At 66.8% G+C, this 23,460-nt stretch carries 24 protein-coding genes; 5 read left to right on the top strand and 19 right to left on the bottom strand.

Annotation, left to right across the window (positions count from 1 at the left end; translation table 11 throughout):
* Position 1 precedes the first annotated feature (1 nt).
* Positions 2-490, bottom strand: a complete 489-nt coding sequence (locus ACFOPO_RS11330; RefSeq protein ID WP_386703340.1) for a peroxiredoxin — start codon at positions 488-490, stop codon at positions 2-4.
* Between the two features lie 150 nt (positions 491-640).
* On the opposite strand from ACFOPO_RS11330, the gene ACFOPO_RS11325 reads away from it, so the two are divergent.
* Positions 641-1,546, top strand: coding sequence for a DnaJ C-terminal domain-containing protein (locus tag ACFOPO_RS11325; RefSeq protein ID WP_386703339.1), 906 nt, complete (start codon positions 641-643; stop codon positions 1,544-1,546).
* A gap of 48 nt (positions 1,547-1,594) precedes the next feature.
* On the opposite strand, the gene pilH is transcribed toward ACFOPO_RS11325, so the two are convergent.
* The 12 genes from pilH to purB form a co-directional block, all read right to left on the bottom strand.
* Entirely contained in the window at positions 1,595-1,960 is a 366-nt protein-coding gene (pilH, locus tag ACFOPO_RS11320; RefSeq protein ID WP_386703338.1) for a twitching motility response regulator PilH, read from the bottom strand.
* Between the two features lie 124 nt (positions 1,961-2,084).
* Positions 2,085-3,080 (bottom strand): YhdH/YhfP family quinone oxidoreductase, encoded by a 996-nt coding sequence (locus ACFOPO_RS11315; protein WP_386703337.1) that lies wholly within the window; start codon positions 3,078-3,080, stop codon positions 2,085-2,087.
* 50 nt (positions 3,081-3,130) lie between these two features.
* Positions 3,131-3,424 (bottom strand): GIY-YIG nuclease family protein, encoded by a 294-nt coding sequence (locus ACFOPO_RS11310; RefSeq protein ID WP_386703336.1) that lies wholly within the window; start codon positions 3,422-3,424, stop codon positions 3,131-3,133.
* Positions 3,425-3,554: 130 nt separating this feature from the next.
* A complete protein-coding gene (locus ACFOPO_RS11305; protein WP_386703335.1) occupies positions 3,555-4,148 on the bottom strand; it encodes a TIGR00730 family Rossman fold protein in 594 nt (197 codons plus the stop codon).
* A 43-nt stretch (positions 4,149-4,191) separates the two neighbouring features.
* Complete coding sequence (locus ACFOPO_RS11300; RefSeq protein WP_386703334.1) at positions 4,192-5,049, bottom strand: class I SAM-dependent methyltransferase; 858 nt, start codon at positions 5,047-5,049, stop codon at positions 4,192-4,194.
* Positions 5,050-5,127: 78 nt separating this feature from the next.
* Complete coding sequence (lpdA, locus tag ACFOPO_RS11295; RefSeq protein ID WP_386703333.1) at positions 5,128-6,570, bottom strand: dihydrolipoyl dehydrogenase; 1,443 nt, start codon at positions 6,568-6,570, stop codon at positions 5,128-5,130.
* 52 nt (positions 6,571-6,622) lie between these two features.
* Positions 6,623-7,849 (bottom strand): dihydrolipoyllysine-residue succinyltransferase, encoded by a 1,227-nt coding sequence (sucB, locus tag ACFOPO_RS11290; RefSeq protein ID WP_386703332.1) that lies wholly within the window; start codon positions 7,847-7,849, stop codon positions 6,623-6,625.
* Positions 7,850-7,930: 81 nt separating this feature from the next.
* Complete coding sequence (locus tag ACFOPO_RS11285; RefSeq protein ID WP_386703331.1) at positions 7,931-10,762, bottom strand: 2-oxoglutarate dehydrogenase E1 component; 2,832 nt, start codon at positions 10,760-10,762, stop codon at positions 7,931-7,933.
* Between the two features lie 215 nt (positions 10,763-10,977).
* Positions 10,978-11,886, bottom strand: a complete 909-nt coding sequence (locus tag ACFOPO_RS11280) for a GNAT family N-acetyltransferase (protein WP_386703330.1) — start codon at positions 11,884-11,886, stop codon at positions 10,978-10,980.
* 5 nt (positions 11,887-11,891) lie between these two features.
* Entirely contained in the window at positions 11,892-13,109 is a 1,218-nt protein-coding gene (locus ACFOPO_RS11275) for a JmjC domain-containing protein (RefSeq protein ID WP_386703329.1), read from the bottom strand.
* Between the two features lie 10 nt (positions 13,110-13,119).
* The gene (locus ACFOPO_RS11270) at positions 13,120-13,518 is read right to left on the bottom strand and encodes a VOC family protein (protein WP_386703328.1); all 399 of its coding nucleotides are present in this window, start codon (positions 13,516-13,518) and stop codon (positions 13,120-13,122) included.
* A gap of 127 nt (positions 13,519-13,645) precedes the next feature.
* A complete protein-coding gene (gene purB / locus ACFOPO_RS11265; protein WP_386703327.1) occupies positions 13,646-15,016 on the bottom strand; it encodes an adenylosuccinate lyase in 1,371 nt (456 codons plus the stop codon).
* A 137-nt stretch (positions 15,017-15,153) separates the two neighbouring features.
* Between purB and ACFOPO_RS11260 the strand changes: the two genes are divergently transcribed.
* Positions 15,154-16,575, top strand: coding sequence for a class II fumarate hydratase (locus ACFOPO_RS11260; protein WP_386703326.1), 1,422 nt, complete (start codon positions 15,154-15,156; stop codon positions 16,573-16,575).
* Between the two features lie 24 nt (positions 16,576-16,599).
* On the opposite strand, the gene ACFOPO_RS11255 is transcribed toward ACFOPO_RS11260, so the two are convergent.
* The 6 genes from ACFOPO_RS11255 to ACFOPO_RS11230 all read right to left on the bottom strand — a co-directional run bounded on the left by ACFOPO_RS11255 (position 16,600) and on the right by ACFOPO_RS11230 (position 20,955).
* A complete protein-coding gene (locus tag ACFOPO_RS11255) occupies positions 16,600-17,283 on the bottom strand; it encodes a hypothetical protein (RefSeq protein ID WP_386703325.1) in 684 nt (227 codons plus the stop codon).
* Positions 17,284-17,337: 54 nt separating this feature from the next.
* Positions 17,338-18,123 carry a hypothetical protein gene (locus ACFOPO_RS11250; RefSeq protein WP_386703324.1) on the bottom strand — a complete coding sequence of 262 codons (786 nt, stop codon included), beginning with the start codon at positions 18,121-18,123 and terminating at the stop codon, positions 17,338-17,340.
* A gap of 88 nt (positions 18,124-18,211) precedes the next feature.
* A complete protein-coding gene (locus ACFOPO_RS11245; protein WP_386703323.1) occupies positions 18,212-19,240 on the bottom strand; it encodes a hypothetical protein in 1,029 nt (342 codons plus the stop codon).
* Positions 19,241-19,281: 41 nt separating this feature from the next.
* Positions 19,282-20,163, bottom strand: a complete 882-nt coding sequence (locus tag ACFOPO_RS11240; RefSeq protein WP_386703322.1) for an ABC transporter ATP-binding protein — start codon at positions 20,161-20,163, stop codon at positions 19,282-19,284.
* Positions 20,160-20,531 (bottom strand): GntR family transcriptional regulator, encoded by a 372-nt coding sequence (locus tag ACFOPO_RS11235; protein ID WP_200605034.1) that lies wholly within the window; start codon positions 20,529-20,531, stop codon positions 20,160-20,162. The genes ACFOPO_RS11240 and ACFOPO_RS11235 overlap by 4 nt, the downstream gene beginning before the upstream one ends.
* Before the next feature lie 4 nt (positions 20,532-20,535).
* The gene (locus ACFOPO_RS11230) at positions 20,536-20,955 is read right to left on the bottom strand and encodes a hypothetical protein (RefSeq protein WP_386703321.1); all 420 of its coding nucleotides are present in this window, start codon (positions 20,953-20,955) and stop codon (positions 20,536-20,538) included.
* Positions 20,956-21,362: 407 nt separating this feature from the next.
* Between ACFOPO_RS11230 and ACFOPO_RS11225 the strand changes: the two genes are divergently transcribed.
* The 3 genes from ACFOPO_RS11225 to ACFOPO_RS11215 all read left to right on the top strand — a co-directional run.
* Entirely contained in the window at positions 21,363-22,298 is a 936-nt protein-coding gene (locus tag ACFOPO_RS11225) for an FKBP-type peptidyl-prolyl cis-trans isomerase N-terminal domain-containing protein (RefSeq protein ID WP_386703320.1), read from the top strand.
* Between the two features lie 154 nt (positions 22,299-22,452).
* Positions 22,453-23,250 carry an FKBP-type peptidyl-prolyl cis-trans isomerase gene (locus ACFOPO_RS11220; RefSeq protein WP_386703319.1) on the top strand — a complete coding sequence of 266 codons (798 nt, stop codon included), beginning with the start codon at positions 22,453-22,455 and terminating at the stop codon, positions 23,248-23,250.
* Between the two features lie 89 nt (positions 23,251-23,339).
* Positions 23,340-23,460 (top strand): hypothetical protein (locus ACFOPO_RS11215; protein WP_386703856.1); only part of this gene is annotated, 121 nt, incomplete at its 3' end.

Raw genomic sequence — 23,460 nt, 5'->3', positions numbered from 1 at the left:
CTCAGACGTCCTGCTTGAGCTGGGCCAGCATGTGCTCGGCCGACGACACCCGGAACTCGCCCGGTGCCTCGACGTTGAGCAGCTTCACCACGCCATCCTCGGCGTACAGCGAGAAGCGGCGGGCGCGGCGACCCATGCCGTAGGCGCTGGCGTCCAGTTCCAGGCCGAGTGCGCGGGCGAAATCGCCATTGCCGTCGGCGAGCATCATCAGGCCTTCCGGCACGTGCTGGCTCTGGCCCCAGGCCTGCATCACGAACGGGTCGTTGACCGACATGCACGCCACTTCGACGCCCTGGCTGCGGAACTCCTCGAAGTGCTGCACGAAGCCGGGCAGGTGCTTCTCCGAGCACGTCGGCGTGAAGGCACCGGGTACCGCGAACAGGACGATGTTGCGACCGTCGAACAGGGCATTGGTGTCGAGGGTCTCGACGCCCTCGCGAATGCGCTGCAGGGTAACCTCGGGGACGTGATCGCCGATCTGGATGGTCATGGGGGACTCCGGTGAGAATGGGCACCATACTGGCAGCGCCAGGAATGCCGCGTCAAAGTCACTTGAAATCGACTGCGCGGCTGCCATTGTCAGCGGACGCCCGCCGCGCCGGGCCCGAGGCCATGGCCAATGCATTGATGGAGCCAGACCATGCAGTTCAAGGATTATTACGAGACCCTGGGCGTGGAGCCCAGCGCCGGTGAAGCCGAGATCAAGACGGCGTACCGCCGGCTCGCCCGCAAATACCACCCGGATGTCAGCAAGGAAGCCGGCGCCGAGGAGAAATTCAAGGCGATCAACGAAGCGTATGAAGCGCTGCGCGATCCGCAGAAGCGCGCGGCCTACGACCAGCTGCGCGCGCGCGGCTATCGCCCCGGTGACGAAGTGCAACCGCCGCCTGGCGGGTTCGGTGGCGGTGGCTACGGCGGTGGCGTCGACTTCGACGAGATCTTCGCCGGCGGCGGTGCAGGCGGCGGCTTCAGCGATTTCTTCGAGAGCATGTTCGGACGCGGTCGCGCCGGCGGTTTCGGCCAGCGCGGTGCGCAGCCGCGTGGCGACACGCGCGCCAAGCTCGCCGTGTCGCTGGAAACCGTGCACGACGGCGGCAGCGTGCGCATCTCGGTCAACGACCGCACGCTCGACGTGCGCATTCCCAAGGGCATCCGTCCGGGCCAGGTGATCCGGCTGGGCGGGCAGGGCGCGCAAGGCGACCTGTTGCTGGAGATCGAATACGCGGCTCATCCGCAGTTCGAAGTCGACGGCCGCAACGTGATCTACGTGCTGCCGGTGGCGCCGTGGGAAGCCGCGCTCGGCGCGTCGGTCAGCGTGCCGACCTTGGGCGGGGCGGTGGAGTTGAAGATTCCCGCCAACTCCGAAGCCGGCCGCAAGCTGCGGCTGCGCGGGCGCGGATTGCCTGGCGATGCGTCGGGCAAGGCGCCGGCCGGTGACCAGCTGGTCGAGCTGGAAGTGCTCGCGCCGCGCGCGCAGGACGACGCGCAGCGGCAGGCGTACGAAACGATGCGCGAGGCGTTCGGCGACGACTGGCGTCGCGCCTGAGCATGCTGGCGACCCTGCCGTGCGGGGTCGCCAGTCAGACCGGAGTCGTCAGGCCGGGATCATCTGGGAGATGATGTCGGCCAGGTCGCTCTCGCTGAAGGGCTTGGTGATGTAGGCCTTGGCGCCTTGGCGCATGCCCCAGACGCGATCGGTGTCCTGGTCCTTGGTGGTGACCAGCACGACCGGAATGTGCGACGTGCTCGGGTCACGGCAGATCGAACGCGTTGCCTGGAACCCGTTGAGGTTCGGCATCACGACGTCCATCAACACCATGTCCGGAAGCTCGCGCTTGGCCGCTTCCACCCCTGCGGCGCCGTCCTCGGCCGTCAATGCTTCGTGGCCAAGCTTCTCGACGATGCGACGGATGCCCATCAATTGCGACGGCGAGTCGTCGACGATCAGAATGCGCGCCATATGTTTCCCCCTGAACTTGACGCGATTGTAGCGGTCGGCGGTGGCGCCGCAATAGCGGTGTGAAGCGGTAACGGGTCCAGCGATCCGGAACCGGGAACCCGGTGCCGGTCGCGGACACGCCCGCTCAGGCCACGGCCACCAGCGTCCGGCCGAGCGAACCGCCGGCCAGCATCGAGGCGAACACCTGCGGCAGCTGTTCCAGACGCACTTCGCGCGTGCATATGCGATCGAGGTGCTGTGGCTTCCAGTCGCTGGCGAGGTGCTGCCATACCGCTTCGCGAATGTCGCGGGCAGTGCCCGCGGACGCGACGCCGAGCAGCGAAACGCCGCGAATGATGAACGGCATCACGGTTGCGTCGAGATCGGCCGAGGCGGCGAGTCCGGCACTGGCGACATTGCCGTACGGCGCCGTCTGCGCGAGCAGGCTGGCCAGCATCGGGCCGCCGACGTTGTCGAGGCCGCCGCCGAAGCGCGCGGTTTCCATCGGCCGCGCGGTCGCCAGCGCATCGCGCCCGAGCACCTGGCTGGCGCCGATGGCTTTGAGGTAATCGGCGTGGTCGGCCTTGCCGCTGACCGCATGCACTTCGAAACCGGCACGGCTGAAGATGTCGAGCGCCAGCGAGCCGACGCCGCCGCTGGCACCGGTGACGGCGAGCGGGCCCAGTTCGGGCGTCTGCCGGTTCTCGGTCATGCGCAGCAGTGCCAGCGCGGCAGTGAACCCGGCCGTGCCCAGGATCATGCTCTCGCGCAGGCTCAGGCCCTTGGGCAGCGGTATCACCCACTTCGATTCCAGGCGCGCGTATTCGGAATAGCCGCCATCCCGGGTCTCGCTGAGCCCGCAGCCGGTGACGACGACTTCATCGCCTTCGCCAAACGCAGGATCGGTCGAAGCCACGACATGACCCGCGACGTCGATGCCGCCGACCAGCGGGAAGCGACGCAGGATCTTGCCCTGTCCGGTGCCGGCGAGGGCGTCCTTGAAGTTGACCGAGGAATAGGCCGTCCTGATGACGACTTCGCCCGCTGCCAAGTCGTCGATCGACACCTGCTCGATGCCGCTGCGATAACCGGCGTCGTCGTTGTGGATGCGGAAGGCGTTGAATGCGCTGGGGGTCGACATGTCCAGTTCCCGTCATCCCGGCGAAAGCCGGGACCCAAGTTGATCTTGCGTCAAAGGATATCCGGATACAGATCGCGCCAGTGTGGATTGCGGCTTTCGATCAGTTCGATCTTCCACAGGCGCTTCCATTCCTTGATTGCCTTCTCACGCTTGATGGCCGATTCCATGGTCTCGTGGCACTCGTACCAGACAAGCGTATGGATCCGATGCTTGCGCGTGAAGCCGTCTGCCAGGTCGTTCTGGTGTTGCCAGATGCGCTGGACCAGGTCAGACGTCACGCCAATATAAAGCGTCCCGCGCATTGAACTCGCGAGCATGTAAACGCACGGTAGGCGGACTCGCATCCTTGCGATCTCCTTTGGGGCAAATCCAGTATCCCGTCATCCCGGCGAAAGCCGGGACCCATTTTGATCTTGATCTTGCGGGCCTCCGCAAAAGCAAAATGGGTCCCGGCTTTCGCCGGGACGACGGGGTTTACCGCAGCGCTTTGCGGCGCTTCTCATCCATCCACTTCGACGCTGCCGCAGGCTCGTACGCTTCCATCCAAGCCAGCATCGCGCCGAGGTCGTCGCCGTGCCACAGGTCCTCGCGCTGGTCCGGATGCAGGAAGCGTTCGCTGACCATGCGGTCCAGCATCGTGATCAGCGGCTCGTAGAAGCCGTCCACGTCGAGGAAGGCGCAGGGTTTGTCGCCAATGCCCAGCTGGCGCCAGGTCAGCATCTCGAACATCTCGTCGAGCGTGCCGAAGCCGCCGGGCAGGGCGATGAATCCATCGGAGAGGTCGAACATGCGCGCCTTGCGCTCGTGCATCGAGCCGACCACTTCGAGCTTCGTGACGCCCTTGTGCGCGACTTCCCAGTTGACCAGCTGCTCGGGAATCACGCCGATGACTTCGCCGCCCGCGGCGAGCACGGCGTCGGCGACCACGCCCATCAGGCCGACGTTGCCGCCGCCGTAGACCAGCCCCAGCTCGCGCTTGGCCAGTTCAGTGCCCAGGGCGATCGCGCGCTCGGTGTAGATCGGCTTGGCCCCGGAGTTGGAGCCGCAGTAGACGCAGACGTTCTTCATTTCGTTGGATCCGGATTGCAGTGGATGTTTGGCCGTAGGGCGCTCATCGCGCGCGCAGCAGGACGATGCCGGACATGCGCACCATCTCTTCGCGCAAGCGCTTGGGTTGCAGCAGGCGCAGCAGTTTCCACAGCCATGCGTGCGGCGCGGTGCGGTTGAGGCGCAGCGATTCGGTCCAGCTGGAGCGGAACTCCGCTTCCTCCCAGCCGAACGGTGCGAAGAATGCCGTGCCTTCGGCCGGACCGAAACGGAACGGGGCGTTGCCTTCGCGCAATTTCGGTGACCAGCGCTTCTCGAGGAATTTGAGCAGGCGCGGCGAGGCCAGGTCGGTCAGCCACCAGCGGGCCTGCGCGATGTCATGCAGGTCGGCAGCGAGCTCGGCGACGTTCTCGGCCTCGAGGTAGACCAGCAGGCCTTCGGTGATCACCAGCAGCGGACCTTGCCCTGCGGCATGCGCGAGCACCTGCTGGCGCACCGCGCGTTCGCGCAGGTCCGCGGCAATGAACTCGACGTCGCAGCGCGGCGTCTCGCTCGCCATGTGCCTGCGGAAGTAGTCGACCATGTCTGGCAGGTCGACATGCAGCCAGCGCAATGTCGGCGGCAGCGCAAGACGATACGCGCGCGCGTCCAGGCCGGCAGCCAGGTTGAGCACGGTGGTTGCGCCCTGCTGCACGCAGCGCAGGATGATCTCGTCCATGACCGCCGTGCGCACCACCATCGGCCAGCTCATCGACGTGCCCTGCGGCATGGCGTCGACGATGGCCTGGCCGCGGTCGCCGGCCAGGCGCCGTGCAAACGGGTCGTGGAAGATCGCATCCGGCCGCTCGCTCTCCATCGCCCGGTAGACCGCCACCCAGGCGGCGGTGTCGGAGACGTTGCGGATCGGATTTGCGTCGGTCATGGCGATCTCCTGTCCGGAAAAGCAAAAGGCCGCCAGCACCTGCGTGATGGCGGCCTCTCGGCACGATGCACGAGGCGATCAGTTCGCCTTGTGGATCGAGCGCTTGTCGACCGCCATGGCGGCGTCGTGGATCGCCTCCGACAGGGTCGGGTGGGCGTGGCAGATGCGCGCCAGGTCGTCGGCCGAACCCTTGAACTCCATCGCCAGCACGCCTTCGTGCACCAGCTCGGAGACGCCGACGCCGACCAGGTGCAGGCCGAGGATCAGGTCGGTCTCGGCATGCGCGATGACCTTGACGAAGCCGGCCGGCTCGCCCATCGCCACGGCACGGCCGATGGCGGCGAACGGGAAGCTGCCGGTCTTGAACGGCGTGCCTTCGGCCTTGAGCTGCTGCTCGGTCTTGCCGACCCAGGCAATCTCCGGCTCGGTGTAGATCACCCACGGAACCGTGTCGAGGTTGACGTGGCCCGGCAGGCCGGCGATCAGCTCGGCAACCGCGATGCCTTCCTCGAAGCCCTTGTGCGCCAGCATCGGCCCGCGCACGCAGTCTCCGACCGCCCAGACGCCATTGACGCCGGTGTGGCAATGCTCATCGACTTCGATCATGCCGCGCGCATCGAGCTTGACGCCGGTGCCATCGGCCAGCAGGCCCTTGCTGGCGGCGCGACGGCCGACCGAGACCAGCAGCTTGTCGACCACGATCGTCTTCTCGCCTTCGGCGTCGGAGTAGGTGACTTCGACTTCCTTGGCCTTGCCCTTGGTCTTGACCTCGGCCTTGCTCACCTTCGCGCCGAGCTTGATGTCCAGGCCCTGCTTCTTGAACTCGCGGGCAGCGGTCTTGGCCACTTCGGCATCGGCGGCGGCGAGGAAGTCGGGCAGGGCTTCGAGGATGGTCACCTCGGCGCCCAGGCGCTTCCACACGCTGCCCAGCTCCAGGCCGATCACGCCGGCGCCGATCACGCCAAGGCGCTTGGGCACGGCGGTGAAGTCGAGCGCGCCGACGTTGTCGACGATGGCGTCGTTGTCGAACTTGGCGAACGGCAGCTCGATCGAATCCGAGCCGGCGGCCAGGATGACGTTGGTGCCCTTGAGCTCGACTTCGGAACCGTCGTGCTGCTTCACCTTCACCACGTTGCCCGGCTGCAGCTGGCCGAAGCCGTAGAACGGCGTGACCTTGTTGGCCTTGAACAGCATCGCGATGCCGCCGGTGAACTGCTTAACGATCTTGTCCTTGCGGGCGATCATCGTACCGACATCGATCTTGGCATCCTTGGTGGTGATGCCGTGCTCGCCGAACAGGTGCTGCAGGTTATGGAACTGGCGCGAGCTGTCGAGCAGCGCCTTGGACGGAATGCAGCCCACGCGCAGGCAGGTGCCGCCGAGGGCAGGCTTGCCGTCCTTGCCGAGCGCGGCGTCGATGCACGCGGTCTTCAGGCCGAGCTGGGCGGCGCGGATGGCGGCGTGGTAGCCGGCCGGGCCGGCGCCGATGACGACAACGTCGAAGTTCTGCTGTTCGCTCACGTCTTTGATCCTTTGCTTTTCATGGCCTTCCTCCAGGAGGGGAAGGAGCACATCACATGCCCAGCAGCATCCGGTGCGGATTCTCGAGCTGGTTCTTGATGTCGACCAGGAACAGCACCGCTTCCTTGCCGTCGATGATGCGGTGGTCGTACGACAGCGCGATGTACATCATCGGCGCGGCGATGACCTGGCCGTTCTCGACGATCGCGCGCTCCTTGATAGCGTGCATGCCCAGGATCGCCGACTGCGGCGGGTTGACGATCGGCGTCGACATCAGCGAACCGAAGGTGCCACCGTTGGTGATGGTGAAGGTGCCGCCCTGCAGGTCGTCAAGGCCGAGCTTGCCGTCGCGCGCCTTCTTGGCGTAGTCGGCGATGCCCTTCTCGATGTCGGCGAAGCCCATGCGCTCGACATTGCGCAGCACCGGCGTGACCAGGCCCTTGTCGGTCGACACCGCGATCGAGATGTCGGCGTAGCCGTGGTAGATCACGTCGTTGCCGTCGACCGAGGCGTTGACCACCGGGTACTTCTGCAGCGCGTTGGCGGCAGCCTTGGCGAAGAAGCTCATGAAGCCCAGCTTGATGCCGTTGGCTTTCTCGAACTGCTCGCCCAGCTCCTTGCGCATGGTCATGACCTTGCCCAGGTTGACCTCGTTGAACGACGTCAGCATGGCGATCGAGTTCTTCGACTGCATCAGGCGCTCGGCGATGCGGGCGCGGATGCGGGTCATCGGCACGCGCTCTTCCGGACGCGCGCCGCCGGCAGCGCCGACGCCCTTGCCCGAGGCGTAGTTGACCAGGTCTTCCTTGGTCACCGCGCCGCGACGGCCGGTGCCCTCGACCTGGGCCGGATCGATGCCCTGGGTGACGGCGGTGAAGCGCGCGCCCGGCGGCAGCTGGTCGGTGCCTGCGGCGGCAGGAGCGGCGGCCTTGGCGGCGTCGGCCTTGGGCTGCACCGGCTGCGCTTCGGCGGTGGTGGCGGCAACGTTCTTGGCGTCGATCGATTCGGCCTTGGCCGCGGCCGGAGCGGCAGCGGCGACAGCGCCGGCCTCGACGACCGCGATCAGCTGCTCGCTGACGACGGTGGTGCCTTCGGCGAACTTGATTTCCTTGAGCACGCCATCGACGGGCGAGGGGACTTCCAGGACGACCTTGTCGGTCTCCAGGTCCACCAGGTTCTCGTCGCGCTTGACCGCGTCACCGACCTTCTTGTGCCAGGTCGCGATGGTGGCGTCGGAGACGGATTCGGGCAGAACGGGAACTTTGATCTCGGTGCTCATGGGGTGCGTCCTAATGTCATTCCGAACGTAAAGGGAATCTGGTTTCCCGGGCCGCATCCGCAGCCCGGGGCGACACGGTGGTTACTCGGCGGTGACCTCGCCGCGCAGCGGGTTGCGCAGCGCGTCGGCGACCAGCGCGGCCTGCTCGGCGACATGGTCGGCGAGGTGGCCGGCAGCCGGCGACGGCGAACGTGCGCGACCGGCGTAGTGCAGCGTCTGGCCCGACTGCAGGCAGGCCGCCAGGTGGTGACGGATCTGGTACCAGGCGCCCTGGTTCTGCGGCTCTTCCTGGCACCAGACGACGTCGGTCGCCTTGGTCATGCGCTTGAGTTCTGCCGCCAGCTGCGGACGCGGGAACGGATACAGCTGTTCGATGCGGACGATGGCGACGTCGGTCAGGCCCTGCTTCTGCTGCTCCTCGAGCAGGTCGTAGTAGACCTTGCCACCACAGACGACGACGCGCTTGACCTTCTTGGCATCGGCGGCCGCATCCGGGATCAGGTGCTGGAACTCGCCCTTGGCCAGCTCGTCCATCGTCGACACCGCCAGCTTGTGGCGCAGCAGCGACTTGGGCGTCATCACCACCAGCGGCTTGCGCGTGGTCATGCGCATCTGCCGGCGGATCATGTGGTAGGCCTGCGCCGGCGTGGTCGGCGTGCAGACGATCATGTTCTCCAGCGCGCACAGCTGCAGGAAGCGCTCCAGGCGTGCGGAGCTGTGCTCCGGGCCCTGGCCTTCGTAACCGTGCGGCAGGAACAGCGCCAGGCCGCACAGGCGACCCCACTTGGCCTCGCCCGAGGACAGGAACTGGTCGATCACGACCTGCGCGCCGTTGGCGAAGTCGCCGAACTGCGCTTCCCAGATGTCCAGCGTCATGGGATCGGCGGTGGCGTAGCCGTACTCGAACGCCATCACCGCTTCCTCGCTGAGCAGCGAGTCGATGATGGTGACGTCCGACGGGTTCTTGACCAGGCGGCGCAGCGGCAGGACGTACTCGTCGTTGGTCTGCTCGTGCAGGATCGCGTGGCGGTGGAAGAACGTGCCGCGGCCGCAGTCCTGGCCGACCAGGCGAAGCTTGTAGCCTTCGTCGACGAGGGTGGCGTAGGCCAGGTTCTCGGCAAAGCCCCAGTCGCCACCAAGCTCGCCGGCGGACATCTTGCGGCGGTCTTCGTAGATCTTGGCCACGCGCGGGTGCAGCTTGAGGTCGGCCGGCACGTCGTTGATGGTGACGGCCAGCTTGTCGAGCTTCTTGCGATCGAACGTGGTGTCGACCTTGTCGGTGAGCTTGCCCGACAGGTACTTCGACCAGTCGATGGTGAACTCGTCCGGCTTGACCTCGACCACTTCGGTGGTGACCGCGCCGTCGTCGAGCTTCTGGCGATAGCCGTCGACCAGCGCCTGCGCCTCGTCGGCGCTGAGCGTGCCTTCGGCGACCAGCTTGGCGGCGTACAGCTCGCGCGGGGTCTTGTGCTTGCGGATGACCTGGTACATCACCGGCTGCGTCGCTGCCGGCTCGTCCGCCTCGTTGTGGCCGTGGCGGCGGTAGCAGACGAGGTCGATGACCACGTCCTTGCCGAAGCGGTTGCGGAAGTCCAGCGCCAGCTCGGCGCAGAACACCACCGCTTCCGGATCGTCACCGTTCACGTGCAGCACCGGCGCGTCGACCATCTTGGCGACGTCGGTGCAGTACAGCGTGGAGCGCGCGTCCTGGACGGCGCTGGTGGTGAAGCCGACCTGGTTGTTGATGACGATGTGAACCGTGCCGCCGACGCGGAAACCGCGTGCCTGCGACATCTGGAACAGCTCCATCACCACGCCCTGGCCGGCAAACGCGGCGTCGCCGTGGATCAGGATCGGCAGGACCTGCTGGTGGCCCTTGTCGCCGCGGCGGGTCTGGCGCGAACGCACGCTGCCGACCACGACCGGATCGACGATTTCCAGGTGCGACGGATTGAACGCCAGCGCCAGGTGGACCGGGCCGCCCGGGGTGGCGACGTCGGCCGAGAAGCCCATGTGGTACTTCACGTCGCCCTGGTGGGCCAAGTCGCTGTGGACGTGCTCGAACTTGCCTTCGAACTCGTCGAACAGGTGGCGCGGCGGCTTGCCCAGCGTATTGATCAGCACGTTGAGGCGGCCGCGGTGGGCCATGCCGATGACCACGTCCTTGGCGCCCTGTTCGCCGGCACGGCGAACGGTGGAGTCCATCAACGGGATCAGCGCATCGCCGCCTTCCAGCGAGAAGCGCTTCTGGCCGACGTACTTGGTGCCCAGGTAGCGCTCCAGGCCATCGGCGGCGGTGAGCCGCTCGAGGATGCGCTTCTTGTCTTCGACGGTGCGGCCGAACTTGCCACCGGCCTTTTCCAGGCGCTCATACAACCAACGCCGTTGTTCGGAGTCGGAGATGTGCATGAACTCGGCGCCGATCGGGCCGGTGTAGGTGGCCTTGAGCAGCGCGAGCAGGTCGCCCAGCTTCATGCGCTCGTTGCCACCGACGCCGCCGGTGCTGAACTCGGACTTGAGGTCGTTGGCGGTCAGGTGGTGGAAACCCAGTTCCAGGTCCGGCGCTTCCGGCTTGGGCAGCAGGCCAAGCGGATCGATGTCGGCACCGAGGTGGCCACGCGACCGGTACGCCGTGATCAGGCGGCCGACCTCGCGCTCGCGCTCGTCGCCCGCACCGGCGGCCACGGAAACCACGCCGCGGGTGGCCAAGCGACCGGCCTGGGCGATGGAGTCGATGACGGCCGAATGCGGCACGTCACCGGCTTCGCGGCCCTTGAAGCCGTCGAAGTACGCCTTCCATTTCGGGTCGACACTGTCGGGGGAAACCAGGTACTGCTCGTACAGGTCCTCGACGAAAGCGGCATTGGCGCCGAGCTGGGAGGACTGGGAGAACTGCTTCAGGAGACTGTCCACGATGGTGATCGGGAAACTCGGTGGGAGAAGGCGGAGGAGGCCTGGATTGCACGCTTGCGCGGCTATTCAGGCGCCAAGATTCGGAATTATAGCCCTTGGCTGGCGGTAAACGGCTAACACTTGTGTCGAATCAGCCGCTGCAGCCAAGCCCTGGTCAGATAGCGTTGGGTCGTCCGGCGCCGCTTCAAGGGCGAAAACATCCCGCCAGCTTTCACTCAAAGGCCCAGCGCGCGGTACTCGGTGCACGGCCGGGCTCGTTCCCAGACCGGGTCGAAGTGGGCGTGCAGCTGGCGGCCGCGGGCCGGGTCGTCGAGTCGGGTCTCGCCGTCGAAGCGGTGGCCGAGCGGGCGGAAGTACCAGCCGCCCGCGTCGTTGACCACATAAGCACTGGGGTAATCGCGGTCCACTGGCTCCTCGATCGCGCGCATCGCGAAGGCGCTGCTCAATCGCTGCGCCAGCCCAAGCAGGGGGGCGATGGCGCGCTGCGGCGCAGCCGGGTCGTGCAGCAGCACGCGGACCTCGCCACCGGACACGGCGAACCGGCGCAACTGCGCCAGCACTTCAGGCTGGTCGAACACGCCCGGGTCGAGTTCGCGGCTGTAGGCCAGCAGGCGACGGCGGGCATTGGCTATCACGCCAAGCACGGCGGCAATGGCGGCATCGCGGCGCTCCACGGCATTGACCGTGCCCAGGGCCAGGCGCATTGACTGGTGGTCGAGACCGGCCTCGACGAAGCGCTCGCCGTAGGGCAGGAAGCCCTGGCGGGCATAGAAGACGATGGCCGGAACCTGCGCGTGCAGGCTCACCTGCGACCAGCCCAGCTGCCGGGCCTGCGCGAGCAGGGCCTGGAGCAGCGCCTCGCCGACCCCCTGGCCGCGCCAGTCGGGCAGCACGGCCATGCGGCCGATGCGGTGGTCGGGGGTGAGGCGGCCGGTGCCGATGGGCTGGCCCTGGTCGTCGCGGGCGATGACGTGGACGCACAGCGGGTCCAGCGCGTCGCGCTCAATCTCGACCGGAACGCCTTGCTCGACCACGAACACCGCGTCACGCACGACCCGCAGCTCGGCGGCGCCGTCGTGGAAGGCGATGGCATCGACCCGGAAGCCGCGGCCCGCCTGGCTCATGTCGTTCATTCTTCTTCGTCCGCCAGGACCAGCTGGTAATGACCGGCCTGGAGCAGGTTGTAGACGCAGTCGCGTCCGGCCTCGGACAGGCTGGCGTAGCTGGCGCCGTCGAGCACCCCGGCATTGGCAATCGTCGAAGCATCCTCGGCCGGCAGTTCGTAGGCCTGGCCGGCGACGAACAGCCGCGAAGGTTGACCCTCACCATGTGCACGGCGCCAGGCCATGCGCGACCACGGATGGCGGTGCAGCCCAGCTTCGTGCTGCAGGTCCCACTCGATCTCGATGCGCGAGCGGGTATCGCCACCGGGCTGGACCTCACCGGCGGCACGGTAGACGGTCATGAAGCGGCCAAACCAGTCGCCGAGGCGATCGGGGTCGTTCATGCGCAGCAGGTTCAGTGCCTCGACGGCGCGATTCATTGCCAGTACGTCGATCTCGGCAGGATCCGCCGCCGGCGCCAGGTCAGGGTCGGCGTAGCGCAGCGATTCGTCGGCGTCCGCGGCGAGGGTATCGACGAAGTCGCCCAGCAGTTCCGCGGCCGACGGTGCGCGCATGCCGACCGAGAAGGTCAGGCAGGCATCTTCGGCGACGCCGTTGTGCGGCACGCCCGGCGGCAGGTACAGCATGTCGCCCGGGCCCAGCACCCATTCGTGGCTCGCGTTGAACTCGCGCAGCAGCTTGAGCTCGACGTCGTTGCGGAAGGCCAGCGGCGGGTTGTCGTTCGCATCGATCTGCCAGCGACGGTGGCCCTGCGCCTGCAGCAGGAACACGTCGTACTGGTCGACGTGCGCGCCGACCGAACCACCGGGCGCGGCGAACGACACCATGATGTCGTCGATGCGCCAGCGCGGCAGGAAGGAGAAGGCGGGCAGCAGTGCGGCGACGTCGCTGTCCCACTTGTCCATGTCCTGCACCAGCAGGGTCCAGTCCTGGTGCGGCATACCGGGGAACTCGGCTTCGTCGAACGGGCCGTGGCGCACCGTCCAGCGGTCGTTGCCGCGGTCGTGCGTCACGATCCGCGACAGCGCGGCTTCCTCGCAGGCCAGCCCGGCCAGGTCTTCGGGTTGCAGCGGCGATTCGAAGCCGGGGAAGGCATTTCGGATCAGCAGCGGCTTCTTCTGCCAGTAGTCGCGCAGGAAGCGCTCCGGCGTCATGCCCAGCGGCGGCAGCGCGCTGGCATCGATCTCGATCGGAACGTCCTTCACCGCAGGTTTCTTGCTCATGTCGTGCTGCTCATGTAGTTATTTCGTCGTAGCCGCGGCCACGGAACTGCAGCAGGCACCAGCCATGCCCGAACGGGTCGGCGATGGTGACGATCCGGCCCCAGTCGGCCTCGCGGATGGCGCCTTCCTGCAGCGCCCCGGCGGCAACGGCCTGGGCCAGCGCGGCATCCAGGTCGTCGACCACCAGGTCGCCATGCAGCGGCGTCCAGTGTCGGTCGTAAGTGCGTGGTTGGCCGCCGGCACCGGTGCTGCCGTCGGCCTTGCGCAACAGATAGATGGGAACTTCGGCACCAAGCATCTCGACCGCGGCGTCACCGAAGCGGCGCGCCGGCGTCAGGCCGAAGGCGGCGATGTAGAACGCCTCGGCCGAGGGCAGGTCATCGACGTCGATGTTCAGCAGCAGCTTCATCGCGATGTTCCATGGTCAGACCGTCATCCCGGCGAAAGCCGGGATCCATCTTGCATTTGCCGTCGAGCAGAGGCCGTGAACTGCAACGGCAAATTGGGTCCCGGCGGTCGCCGGGACGACGGGTGGCTCAGATCTCGCGCGCCAGCTTCTCGGCCAGGCCCGTGTAGCTGCCCGGCGTCATATCGAGCAGGCGCTGCTTGTCCGCCGCCGGCAGTTCGAGCGAAGAGATGAACTCGCGCATCGAGGATTCGTTGATGCCCTGGCCGCGGGTCAGCGCCTTGAGCTGTTCGTACGGATTGGGCAGGCCGTGGCGGCGCATTACCGTCTGCACGGCCTCGGCCAGCACTTCCCACGACGCATCGAGGTCGGCGGCAAGGCGCTCGGGATTGACGCTGAGTTTGCCCAGGCCGCGCTGCAATGCGTCGAAACCGATCAGGGCATGGCCGAACGCGGTACCCAGCGCGCGCAGCACGGTCGAGTCGGTCAGGTCACGCTGCCAGCGGCTGATCGGCAGCTTGGCGGCGAAATGCTCGAACAGCGCGTTGGCGATGCCGAAGTTGCCTTCGGCGTTCTCGAAGTCGATCGGGTTGACCTTGTGCGGCATGGTCGAGCTGCCGACTTCGCCGGCCTTCACGGCCTGCTTGAAGTAACCCAGCGAGATGTAGCCCCACACGTCGCGGCACAGGTCAATGGCGATGGTGTCGATGCGGCGCTGTGCATCGCAGATCTCGGCGATGCCGTCGTGCGGTTCGATCTGGGTGGTGTAGGGCTGCCAGTTCAGGCCGAGCGAATGGACGAAGTGCTCGGAGAACTTCGGCCAGTCAACGTCCGGGTAGGAGGCGACGTGGGCGTTGTAGTTGCCGACGGCGCCGTTGATCTTGCCGGGCATGCGCGCGGCGGCCAGGGTCTCGCCCTGGCGCTGCAGGCGCGCGACCACATTGGCCAGTTCCTTGCCGACCGTGGTCGGGGAGGCGGTCTGGCCGTGCGTGCGCGACAGCATCGGCAGTGCGGCGTGCTCGTGCGCCATGGTGCGCAGGGTCTGGATCAGCTCGTCCAGCTTGGGCAGCAGCACGAACTGGCGCGCCTGGTTGAGCATCAGCGCGTAACTGAGGTTGTTGATGTCCTCGGAGGTGCAGGCGAAATGCACGAACTCCAGCGCAGGCCCCAGCTCGGCATCGTCCTTCAGGCGCTCCTTGATGAAGTACTCGACCGCCTTGACGTCGTGGTTGGTGGTGCGCTCGATCTCCTTGACCCGGGCCGCATCGGCCGGCGACAGGTTGTCGGCGAGCGCACGCAGGCGCGCGGCGGCGGCGTCGGAGAACGGCGACAGCTCGACGATGCCCGGCTCGTCGGCCAGCGCCAGCAGCCATTCCACCTCGACCTTGACCCGCGCCTTGATCAGGCCGTACTCCGAGAAAATCGGGCGCAACGCATCGACCTTGCTGGCGTAGCGGCCATCGAGCGGGGACAGGGCGAGCAACTGGGATTCGACGGACATGGCGGGCTGGGGGCGAGAAAACCGCGATTCTACTACTCCCGGCCTTCACGGTTCCCCCACGTCATCCCGGCACACGCCGGGATCCAGGCCCGCAGCCGGCGTAAGCTCACGCCATCGATCCCCCCGGAGAGTCGGCAATGGCCAGGCAGAAAGGCAGTGGCGCGCAGTTCCGCACCGAACGAGACAGCATGGGTGAGCTGCAGGTCCCGGCAGCGGCGCTGTGGGGCGCGCAGACGCAGCGCGCGGTGCAGAACTTCCCCATTTCCGGCCAGCCGATGCCGCGCGAGTTCATTCGCGCACTGGGGCTGATCAAGGCCGCAGCGGCCCAGGTCAACGGCGGCTACGGCCTGCTCGGCAAAGGTGCGACGCAGGCCATCCAGGCCGCCGCCATGGCAGTCGCCGCGGGCGAACACGACGCGCAGTTCCCGATCGACGTCTACCAGACCGGTTCGGGCACCTCCAGCAACATGAACGCCAACGAGGTCATCGCCACCCTGGCCACGGCCGGCGGCCGGCAAAAGATCCACCCCAATGACCACGTCAACCTGGGCCAGAGCTCCAACGACGTGATTCCCACGGCGATCCGCGTGTCGGCGCAGCTGGCTACCGTGGAACACCTGCTGCCGGCGCTCAAGCACCTGCGCCGGACCATCGAGCGGCGTGGCAAGGCGCTGGGCAAGGTCACCAAGACCGGTCGCACCCACCTCATGGACGCGATGCCGCTGACGTTTGCCCAGGAGTTCGGTGCCTGGGCGTCGCAGCTTGCGTCGGCGCAGGAGCGCGTCGATGACGCGCTCAAGCGGCTTCGACGCCTGCCGATCGGCGGAACAGCGATTGGCACCGGCATCAACGCCGATCCCCGTTTCGGGCGGGGAATGGCCAAGGCGTTGTCGACGCTGGCCGGCACGCGTTTCGAATCGGCGCAGGACAAATTCGAGGGCATCGCCTCGCAGGACGACGCCGTCGAGTTGTCGGGGCAGTTGAGCACGCTGGCCGTGGCGCTGATGAAGATCGCCAACGACCTGCGCTGGATGAACTCCGGTCCACTGGCGGGGCTGGGCGAAATCGAATTGCCGGCGCTGCAGCCGGGCAGCTCGATCATGCCGGGCAAGGTCAATCCGGTGATCCCGGAAGCGACGTGCATGGTCTGCGCGCAGGTGATCGGCCATCACGCCGCGATCACCGTGGCCGGGCAGAGCGGCAATTTCCAGCTCAACGTGATGCTGCCGCTGATTGCCTACGATCTGCTCGACTCGATCCGGCTGCTGGGCAACGTGATGAAGCTGCTGGCCGACGATGCAATTGCCGGCCTGAAGGCACGCCCGGAGCGCGTGCGCGAAGCGCTGGACCGCAACCCGATCCTGGTGACCGCGCTCAATCCGATCATCGGTTACGAAAAGGCCGCGGCGATCGCCAAGCAGGCCTACAAGCAGGGCCGGCCGGTGCTCGAAGTCGCGGTTGAGGTCAGCGGCTTGCCGGAGGCGGAACTGCGCAAACTGCTGGATCCCGCGGCGCTGACGCGCGGCGGGATCCATGAGGGCGCCGGCGGAGGCGGGTAGGCGGCCCTCCCGCCTGCGGCAGGGTCAGCGCTTCGTGGCTTCCGCCGCGGCCGTGCTGGCGGTGTCGTGATCGCGGGTTTCCTTCCAGCAGTCATCGACATCGGACGCGTCCATCGTTGCGTACGGCTTGAACTCCGGCAGCGCGGCGGCCAGCTTCTGCTGCGACTCCAGCATGGCCGGCAGATGCGTGCACAGCTGCTTGGCCGCAGTGCGGACCTTGTCGGCCTCGGCCTGGACGCGCTTCTCGACGTCGTCGGTGTTGCCGGTGAACACGCCCTTGAGCGATTCGGCCACGGCCTTGGTGGCCAGGTCCGCGCTCTCCATGCCGATGTGCATGCCGGCAGTGGCGACGGCGACGACATGGCTGCGGTATTCCAGAAGCAACGTGCGCTGCGCCGGCGTGATCGTCACGGCGCGGCCATCGATCAGCAGGTCGCCCTTGGGCGTGATCTCGGCTTTCTTGCCACCGTTGTGCTCGTCCTTTGAAACGGTGATGTTGCCTTCCGAGATTTCCTTCTGCGCGTCGCCGATGGCGTCCTGGATGGCGGAGGAAATGAAACCGGTGTCCTGCTTCTTGGCCGTCGGCGCGCTGCTCGACGAGGCATCAGATGCGGTGTTGCCCGGCGCCGGGTTGGCGCCACAGGCAGCCAGGAGCGAGGTGCCGCCGAGCACGGCGGCGAACAGTACGGTGCGGCTTGCGGCAATCATGTGGAGCTCCTGGCGGGTTGGGGGGCGCGAACACGCCCCACGCGTCTGTGAAAATCAGTTGTCTTGCGGTACGTCGGTACGCCCGGTCACGCCGCTATGGTCGACCGAACCGCTGCCGACATGGTGCACGACCAGGTTGCCGCGCACGTCGCGCACGTCGAGGTCACCCGAGCCGATGCGGTCGACGTTGACGTCGCCGCCCACGCCGATCAGTTCGACGTCTCCCGAGCCGATGCTGCCGACCGTGGCGCCGCGACCGATGCGGCGGGCACTGAAATCGCCGGAACCGACACTCAGCACCTGCAGGGAGCCAACCGTGTCGAGCTCGATATCGCCCGAATTGACGTCGGCGGTGACGAGGCCGCGGATGTCACGCGCTTCGACGTCGCCCGATCCCACGTCGATGCTCAGCGACTGGGCGCCGGTGACGCGGGCATCGCCGGAGCCGACCTTGAGCTGCACCGGCACGTTGTCCGGGATCGAGGCCTTGATGTCGAGGTAGGCGTAGTGGCTGCCGCCGAAGTTGAACGAGATGCCGTCGCTGCGCTCGGCGGTCACGACCAGCTTGTCGCCGACGCGCTGCTGGGTCAGCCGCAGGTCCTGCAGGCGGCCAGCATCGGAGGCGCAGGCCTTGCCGTCGACGGTCGAACGGGCGCCGGGCCTGGCGGTGACGACGAGGTCGTGCGGGCCGATATCAAAGACCACTGCCTTTACGCCGGCCAGGTCGAGCTGCAGGATGCGCGCTTCGGAGTGCTGGCAATTGGGGCTGCCGGCGTGGGCGGCAGGCACCAGCGCGGCGCTGAGCGAAAGGGCGAGGGCAACTGCGGACTTGTTGATCATGTTGGTCGGGCTCCGTGGTCAGTGCGACTGGGATGCGGGACGGTGGCCCAAGGTTGCGTGCCACCGTCCCGGGATCCCGACGAGCGGGTCAGCCGTCGTCCCGCCAGCGGCGCATGCGGATCGCGCCGTAGAGCATCGCCGCACCGGCCACCGCGCCAATCCACAGCTGCGGCGTGAGCAGGACCGAGTACATCGTGCGCAGGTTGATCACCGAGTGGATCGCCTGCGGGCCGTCGACACTGACCTCGCCGATGTTGGCCACGTCGAACCAGGCGCCCGGCACGATACTGGTCAGGCTGCGGGCGACGATGTTCTTCCAGAACCACGCTGTATCGAGGTCGAAGGCGTGCATCAGGTCGAACCAGCCGACGAAGATGCCGGCGAAGATCGGGATGATGAGCGCCCACAGGAACGGCTTGCTCTTGGCCCAGGACGAGCACAGCATCAGCCAGCCGACGGTCGGCAGTGCCCACAGCGCATACACCGGGATCGACGCGAGCAGGTGTGCGCAGACCTTCAGCGGGCTGGCCGGCACCCACAGCAGTGTGTACGGGTTGCCGCCGTGCAGCAGCACGACCAGGCTGTAGATCAGCATCGAGCCGAACACCGTCGCGATGGCGGCGATCGCGGCGATCACCGGCGCCATCAACGTGGCGCTGAGCACCTTCGACAGCACGGTGTCGCGGTCGGAGATCGGCAACGACTTCCAGAACAGGACGCTGCGGTCCTTGCGATCGTCGTACAGGCTGCCCAGGCAGTAGAAGAACACGACGAAGGCGAGGACGACGAAGGGCCAGGTGGCTGCCATGTAGAGGCTGGCGTCGATCGCGCCACCGAACTCGCGCAGCTCGTCCGGACTGATCTTCTCGGTCAGGCGCGCCAGGTCGAGGCCGTTGACCTGGAAGCTGCCGCCTTCGACGTTGATCGTGGCGTGGTCGGGAACCTTGCGCAGCAGCACTTCGCCGGCGCCGACGCCCATCAGCGTGAGCAGCAGCAGGATGCCGCCGGCCACCAGCGGGGCCCAGAAGAAACCGCCCTTGTGCTCCCAGAACTCGCGCTTGAGCAGCATCTTGTAGGTGTGGGTGGGGTGCGGCGCAGCCACGACGGCGGCGCGCATTCCACCCTGGGATTCTTGACCGAATCCATTTTGGATCGCATTCATGCGTAGGTCCCCTTCATGGTGGCGACGAACAGGTCGGCCAGGCCCGGCGTGCGGGTTTCACCCAGGCCGGCCAGTTGTTCGTGCGGCACGGAGTCGAACAGCATCACGGTCTTGCCGAAGGGCAGGGCGCGTTCGTCGATCGGCTTGAGTGCACGCGCCTGGTCGGTCTTCTCGCCGTTGACCAGCACTTCGATGAAGCGCTCGCCGAGCGATTCCATGTCGTTGTCGAGCACGATCTTGCCGTCGCGGATGAACATCACGTCGGTGAGGATGTGTTCGATCTCCTCGACCTGGTGGGTCGTGACCAGGATGGTCTTCTCCTCGTCGAAGTAGTCCTCCAGCAGGCGCTGGTAGAACTGCTTGCGGTAGAGGATGTCCAGTCCCAGGGTCGGCTCGTCGAGCACCAGCAGCTTGGCGTCGATCGCCATCACCAGCGCCAGGTGCAGCTGCACGATCATGCCCTTGGACAGTTCGCGCACCCGCATGTTCGGCGTGAGCTTGGTGTGGGCGAGGAAACGCTCGCACTTGGCGCGGTCGAAGCGCGGGTGCACGCCGGCGACGAACTCGATCGCCTCCTTGACCCGGATCCAGCGCGGCAGCACCGCCACGTCGGCGATGAAGCAGACGTCGCGCATCAGCTCGTCACGCTCGGTGCGCGGGTCGCGGCCCAGCACCTTCAGCGTGCCTTCGAACGGGATCAGGCCGAGGATGGCCTTGAGCGCGGTGGTCTTGCCGGCGCCGTTGGGTCCGATCAGACCGACGATGCGGCCGGCCGGGATCTCGAACGCGGTCTCGTCCAGCGCCAGCTTGTTCTTGTAGGCCTTGCGCAGGCCGTGGGCGCTGACCACGGATGCGGAAGTGGTGACGGGGGCGTTCATTGCGTGCCTGCCTTGACGTCGGTAGCCAGCAGTTCCTGTGCGGTCAGGCCCAGGCGCATGATGCGTTCCAGCACCAGCGGCCATTCCTCGCGCAGGAAGCGTTCGCGTTCATTGAACAGCAGTTTCTTTGCGGCCTCTTCGGTCACGTACATGCCCAGACCCCTGCGTTTTTCGACGAGAGCCTCGTCCGCCAGTTCCTGATAGGCGCGCGAGACGGTGATTGGATTGAGCTGATATTCGGCGGCGACCTGGCGCACGGAAGGAAGAGCGTCCCCGGGCTTGAGCACCCCGTCGAGCATCATCGCAATGACGCGCTCCTTCAGCTGGCGATAGATCGGAGCGCCGTCGCTCCATTGAATTGCGGTCATGGGTTCAGCCCCGCGGTGCGAATGAGAAATAAGGCATGACTAGGGTTTGCCGGCGGTGCCGGGCGGCAGTCCTTGCCTGCTTCTTTTCGGTATCGATGGTGGCGCTCTCGAAAGACCTGGAACTTTTCACCGCTTCGGCCAGGGCCGCGGCGGTTGCGATTTCAGCGGTCAGGGCGGCGGCATCAGCCAGGCTGTCGACCTGGTTGGCGCGACGCTCGATGCTGCGTGCGAGGGCCTCGAGCTGCTCGCCATGGCTGGCGGTCGGGTCGGACGGCGTGAAGGTGAATTCGACCGGGCCCACATTCAGCGCGATCGGACGGGCTTGCGGTTGCTGCGGCGCCGGGAGCGCCATCGCCAGGCACAGCGCCAGGGTCGAAGCCGAGGCGAGCAGGGCGAGGAAGGAGTTGTGGAGCTTGCGGTTCATGGTGGGCGTCCTGCTCTTTGGTCAACCGGTGTTGTAGGCAACTATAACACCTAAATACTCCCGGTCAAGCCCGGCTCACCCAACTGATGGCATAGGCCGATGAACGGGGGGCTCGGCCCTTGGCCCGGGGGGCGGTTCTGGCTTTGGGCGGGCGGCAAATGCCGCGGCGGAAAGGGCGGCGGTAGTCGCCCCCGTCGAAAAGCACCAAGGTCGCGACACACAGCGAAATAATTGCCGGAACAAACGCGCTGCAAGGCGGTCCGACGATCTGCGCGAACGGTCATTGCCCATGCGATGCTGTGCCGCGACAATGCATCGCTTGCGTGGCGATACCGGCAGCCGGTGTCGTCGATGCGCAACCCGGCCATACCGGCCGATGTTTTCTTCCCATACGGAGCAGGTACCCGATGAAGGCTTTTGTGCGCGGCGCCGCCGTGTTGATCACCACTGCGGCCACGCTGTTCGGCGCGGCAGCCATTGCCCAGGAAAAGACCGTGCTTACCACCGACCGCGACAAGGCCAGCTACATGGTTGGCAGCGATATCGCCCAGTCCATCGCCCCGGTGGCGCCGGACATCGACCTGGCCGCCTTCGAGCGCGCCATCAAGAACGCCTTCGACGGCGGCAAGCCGCTCATCACCGAAGACGAGGCGCAGGTCGTCGGGCCGGCGCTGATGCAGCGCATTGCCTCGCGCCAGGGCCAGGCGCCGGCCGGGGCCAAGGTGCCGGACGTTGCGAAGGACAAGGTCGCCTACCTGGTTGGCGCCGACGTCGGCCGCTCGCTGGCGCCGATCAAGGATGAGCTCGAGTTGCCGGTCGTCGTGCAGGCGATCCGCACCAGCTTCACCAAGGGCACGCCGCTGTTGAGCGAGGCCGAGCAGGGCGCCGTGCGCCAGGCCTTCCAGCAGAAGGTGCAGGCCAAGATGCAGGCACAGGCGTCGGCGCTGGGCGACAAGAACAAGGCCGATGGCGCTGCGTTCCTGGCCAAGAACAAGTCGGTCAAGGGCGTGTTCACCACCGGCTCGGGCCTGCAGTACATGATCCTGCGCCAGGGCTCGGGCGCGCGTCCGAAGTCGACCGACCAGGTGCGCGTGAACTACCACGGCACGCTGCTCGACGGCACCGTGTTCGACAGCTCCTACGATCGCGGCCAGCCGGCCGAATTCGCCCTGAACCAGGTCATCGCAGGCTGGACCGAAGGCGTGTCGATGATGCCGGTCGGCAGCAAGTTCCGCTTCTGGATCCCGGGCGAGCTGGCCTACGGCCCGAAGGGCACGCCGGGCGGCCCGATCGGCCCGAACGCGACGCTGGTGTTCGACGTTGAGTTGATGGCCATCCTCTGAAGCCGGACGGTACGTCTACCGTTCAGTTCGATGCTGGCAGTTTGTCAGGCCAAAGCGGCAGCGTGAGGCTCATCCCGCGCTGCCGCACCCGATGCCGCCCCGTTCTCGCGAACCACATCTCTCGCGGACCACATTTTCCTGGAGCCTCCACCCGATGAAGTTTTCCCCGCGCCATACCGCACTCGCCCTGGCCGTCGCATCGCTCGCGGTGGTGACCACCGCCTGCAACAAGCCGGCAGACAAGGCCGCCGACGCCGGCAAAACGGACACCGCCGCTGCCGAAGCCGGCAAGGACGGCGCCAAGAAGATCCCGGGCCTGGCGACCGAGAAGGAACAGGTCAGCTACATGATCGGCATGGACATGGCGCGTTCGCTGGAGCCGGTCAAGGACGAGATCGACCTGGACACCCTGCACAAGGCGCTGAAGAGCTCGCTCGCCGGCGAGAAGCTGCTGCTCGACGAGAAGCAGTCGTCCGAGATCCGCGAGGCGTTCGCGCAGAAGGTGCAGGCGCAGCGCATCGCCAAGATGATGGCCGAGGCCAAGAAGAACCTCGACGACGGTGAGAAGTTCCTCGCCGAGAACGGCAAGAAGCCGGGCGTCGTCACCACCGCGTCGGGCCTGCAGTACCAGGTCCTGACCGAAGGCAAGGGCGCCAAGCCGAGCATCAGCGATGCCGTCAGCGCGCACTACAAGGGCGCTCTGCTCGACGGCAAGACCTTCGACAGCTCCTACGATCGCGGCGAGCCGGCGACGTTCGTGCTCGGCCAGCTGGTGCCGGGCTGGCAGGAAGGCATTGCGCTGATGCCGGTCGGCAGCAAGTACCGCTTCTGGATCCCGAGCAAGCTGGCCTACGGCGAGCAGGGCGCAGGCCCGATCGGCCCGAACCAGACGCTGGTGTTCGAAGTCGAACTGCTCGACATCGTCAAGCCGGGCGGCAATGCGAAGAAGTGAGTAACGGGTAAGCACCCGGGCGCGGGAAGCGAACCGCGCAGCGCCAATCGCTTCCCGCTCCTGCAGACCCGTTCCTCGTTGGAGTAACCATGCGCGTCACGATTTTTGGTACCGGATACGTCGGCCTCGTCACCGGCACCTGCCTGGCCGACGTCGGCCACGACGTGGTCTGCGTCGACATCGACCAGGCCAAGGTCGACGGCCTCAACC

Origin of the sequence: Lysobacter sp. GCM10012299, from assembly GCF_042649405.1 — a bacterium.
In the GTDB taxonomy this organism is placed as follows: domain Bacteria; phylum Pseudomonadota; class Gammaproteobacteria; order Xanthomonadales; family Xanthomonadaceae; genus Lysobacter_J.
The sequence above is the reverse complement of the archived record's forward strand: the minus strand, read 5'-3'. Positions and strand labels throughout refer to the sequence as shown.